The organism is Deltaproteobacteria bacterium (assembly GCA_005879795.1).
GTDB lineage: Bacteria > Desulfobacterota > Binatia > DP-6 > DP-6 > DP-6.
The window spans coordinates 1-3,302 of the sequence record VBKJ01000229.1; the positions used below are offsets into that span (position 1 = coordinate 1).

Below are 3,302 nucleotides of genomic sequence, written 5' to 3' on the forward strand. Positions count from 1 at the left end.
TCGGCTTCATCGCTCCGGAGCGCGGGAGCGTTCGGCTCAACGGCGCAGTGGCGAGTGCCGACGGCCGGGTCCTTCGGCTGCCGGAGGAACGAAATCTTGCCGTCGTGCTGCAGGAGCTCGCCCTGTGGCCGCATCTCACCGTCGCCGGGAACCTCGCCTTCGGACTCGAGGCGAGAGGAGTGCCGCGCGCGGTGCGCGAGGCGCGGATTGCGGACATGACTCGGCGGGTAGGTCTCGCCGGGAAGGAAAGCCGCCGGCCGGCCCAGCTCTCCGGCGGTGAACGCCAGCGCGTCGCGATCGCCCGGGCGCTGGTCCTCGATCCGCAGGCCGTGCTCTTCGATGAGCCGCTCACGAACCTGGACGTGAGCCTGAGAGGCGAGCTGCTCGTCCTCGTCCGCGGATTGATCAAGGAGCGCGGTGTGTCGGCGCTCTACGTGACCCACGAACCGAGGGAAGCGGCTGCGCTCGGCCATCGGATCGCGGTGCTGGAGCAGGGCCGCATCGTTCAGGTGGGGACCATCGACGAGCTTTCGGCGCGGCCCGCGACGTCGTTCGTGCGCGTCGTCGTCGACGAGCTCGCCACCGGGGTGCCGCCTCCGAGGAGGTCGGGATGAGGTGGGGGTCCGGGGTCGCCCCGTCACGACGGTTGCTCGAGGTCACCGCGCGGACACCGCACTAGCTAGACCCGCGGCGCGAGCGCGCGCACCGGCACCCGGGCGAGCGGCGCGCGCGCGAGCGTGCGCTCGAAGCCGGCGAGGAAGTCGGCGGCCATGGCGACCCGCCGCGCCCACTCCGCCGGCGTGTCCTGCCGGCGGCGCCAGGCGGGGAGGCCGAGTCGCCGGACGGCGCGCCGGTGCCGGTCGGGCGTCTCCCAGTCGAGCCCCCGGCACTCGAGGTAGGCGACCTCCGGAGCGAGGCCGAGGACGAGCGCCGCCCACTCGCCGTACAGCGCGGTGTCGCGCGCGCGCGAGCGCGCGAGCAGGCGCGTGGCCGCATCGCGGTCGAGGACGAAGGAGGGCACGAGCAGGTCGAGCGGGCGCGCGAGAGCGAGGCGCGCCGTCATGAGCCGGTTCACCAGCGCCTCGGTTGCGTAGAGGGGGAGATGGTGCGAGCGGTGGGCCTTCGGCGTCCGGCCGAGGACGAGCACGCGGTGCCGCGCCCCGAGGCGCAGGGCGGCGCCGAGCTCGCGCGGCGCGCGCGCCACCCAGCGCAGGGCGCGGTCGAGATCGAGGTAGTGGACGCGTGCGGCGCCGGTCGCGAGCGCGCGGCGGACCGCGAGGCGATAGAGCGGGCCGCGGAGGTTCGCCCGGGTCGTGCCCGCATGCACCCGGTGCGCAGCGAGAACCGCCGCCACGCAGGGCGCGGTGGGCGGGCTCGTCGCCACCGCGACACCGCGGTAGAGCGCCGCGAGCCGCGGCACGCCGTCCGCGATGGCGCCGGCCAGCGCGCCGGGCGGATCGTGGAGCGTGGCCGCGAGCGCGATGTCGGGCGGCCTGCGCCTCACGGGGCGCCACCCCTACCACGGCCGCCGCGCCTGGGGGTATAGGCGCGCGCATGACAGAGAAGACCATGATGGAGATCCTGCGCGCCGAGTGCCCGGGTGCGGCGGACGCGCTGGGGGCGTTCTTCGCCGCGCTCGTGGCGCAGCCGGCGCTCGACGAGAAGACGAAGCAGCTCGTCTACGTCGCCGCGGCCGCGGCGGCGGGCCACGTGCGCGCCGTCCCGGCACACGCGGCACGCCTGCGGGCGCTCGGAGCGACCCGCCAGGAGGTGCTCGAGGCGCTCCTCATGACGCTGCCCGCGGCCGGCTTCGGGCCGCTCTCGCAGTGCCTGCCCGTCGCCATGGCGGTGTTCGACGCCTAGGCTGGCCGGCCGACGACGCCTGCGTCGATCAGCGCGGCGATGCGTTCGGGCGCGTAGCCGAGCTCGGCGAGCGCCGCGGGACCGTCGGCGCCGAGCAGCGGGGCCGAGCGGCGGAGCACGACCGGCGTCGCCTCGAAGTCGATGAAGGCGCCGCTCATGAGGAGCGGGCCGAGCGCCGGATGGCTCTGCTCGACGACGCACCCGGCGGCGCGCAGCAGCGGGTCGGCGAACAGCTCCTGGAAGTCGAGGCACGGCGCCGCCGGCACGCCCGCGCCCGCGAGCCGCGCCAGCGCCTCGGCGCGCGACAGCGCGCCGAGGGCGCGCGCCACCGCCGCGGCCGCGGCGCCCTCCGCGGGGTCGTCGAGCGCGAGCGGCGCGCCGGTGAGACGGCCGAGCGCGGCGGCGTGGGCCTCCGCCGTCGCCGCGACGCACACCCACCGGTCGCCGCACGCGTAGAGCCGCCGGCACGCGCCGGGCCCGAGGAAGTCGCGCCCTCCGGCGGGCGCCGGCGGGTACGCGGCGGCGAGGATCATCTCCGCCGCCTGCATGACGTAGCTCGTGCGGAAGAGGCTCACGTCGACACGCTGCCCGCGTCCCGTGCGCTCGCGCGCGAGGAGTGCCGCCACGGTTGCGAGAGCGCCCAGCGTGCCCGCCGAGTAGTCGGTGTAGGCGATCATGTGGAAGACCGGGTCGTCGGCCCCGCCCTGCGCCTGCATCAGGCCCGAGCACGCCTGGAAGATCGGGTCGAAGCCGGGCCGCGCGGTGAGCGGGCCCGACGACCCCCAGCCCGTGACCGAGGTGTGAACGAGCCGCGGATTCACGCCGCGGAGCGTCTCCCAGCCGAGGCCGAGCCGCTCCATCACCCCGCCGCGGAAGTTGTCGACCACCACGTCGGCCCGGCGCGCGAGGTCGAGGAAGACGTCCCGCCCCTCGGCGCGCTTCAGATCGAGCACCAGCGAGCGCTTGCCGCGGTTCCAGCCCACGAAACCGAAGGCCGCCATGCGGAACGGGTCGCCGTCGGCCGACTCGATCTTCAGCACCTCGGCGCCGAGGTCGGCGAGCAGCATGGGGCAGAACGGGCCGGCGATGAAGCTCGCCAGGTCGAGGACGTGGATGCCGGCGAGGCACGCGCGCGGCGTCGGTCCGTCGGGCGAGCACGCGGGGCGGCGCCACCCGGGCGCCGCCGCCCGCACCGCCGCCGTGTCGGCGCCCGGCTCGCGCGCGGGGGGTGGCCGCGGCGCGGGCGTGTCGGAGAAGAGGCCCAGCTCGCCCGGCTGCCAGGTAGGGCCGAGCCGGGGATCCTCGAGCGGGACGACGAGCCCGAGCGCGCGCGCCTCGGGATCGCGAAGCGCCTGCTCGCGGGTACGCACCGGCCCGCACGGAATGTCGGCCTCGCCCAGCACGCCGAGCCACTCGGCGGTCGCACGCCTGGCGAGGAT

At 76.3% G+C, this 3,302-nt stretch carries 4 protein-coding genes; 2 read left to right on the forward strand and 2 right to left on the reverse strand.

Annotated elements, in window-relative coordinates:
* Positions 1–614: ATP-binding cassette domain-containing protein (locus E6J59_19360; protein ID TMB16244.1), on the forward strand; the 614-nt coding region annotated here is incomplete at its 5' end.
* A gap of 65 nt (positions 615–679) precedes the next feature.
* On the opposite strand, the gene E6J59_19365 is transcribed toward E6J59_19360, so the two are convergent.
* Positions 680–1,504, reverse strand: coding sequence for a hypothetical protein (locus E6J59_19365; protein TMB16245.1), 825 nt, complete (start codon positions 1,502–1,504; stop codon positions 680–682).
* Between the two features lie 50 nt (positions 1,505–1,554).
* On the opposite strand from E6J59_19365, the gene E6J59_19370 reads away from it, so the two are divergent.
* Positions 1,555–1,863: a carboxymuconolactone decarboxylase family protein gene (locus E6J59_19370; protein ID TMB16246.1), complete on the forward strand. Its 309-nt coding sequence runs from the start codon at positions 1,555–1,557 to the stop codon at positions 1,861–1,863.
* Here E6J59_19370 and E6J59_19375 read toward each other — a convergent pair.
* On the reverse strand, positions 1,860–3,302 hold a 1,443-nt coding region (locus E6J59_19375), incomplete at its 5' end, for a CoA transferase (protein TMB16247.1). The two genes, E6J59_19370 and E6J59_19375, sit on opposite strands and share 4 nt — an antisense overlap.

Excerpts from the sequence above, each read along its gene's own strand:
- E6J59_19370 (TMB16246.1), top strand. The coding sequence starts at position 1,555 with ATGACAGAGAAGACCATGATGGAGATCCTGCGCGCCGAGTGCCCGGGT.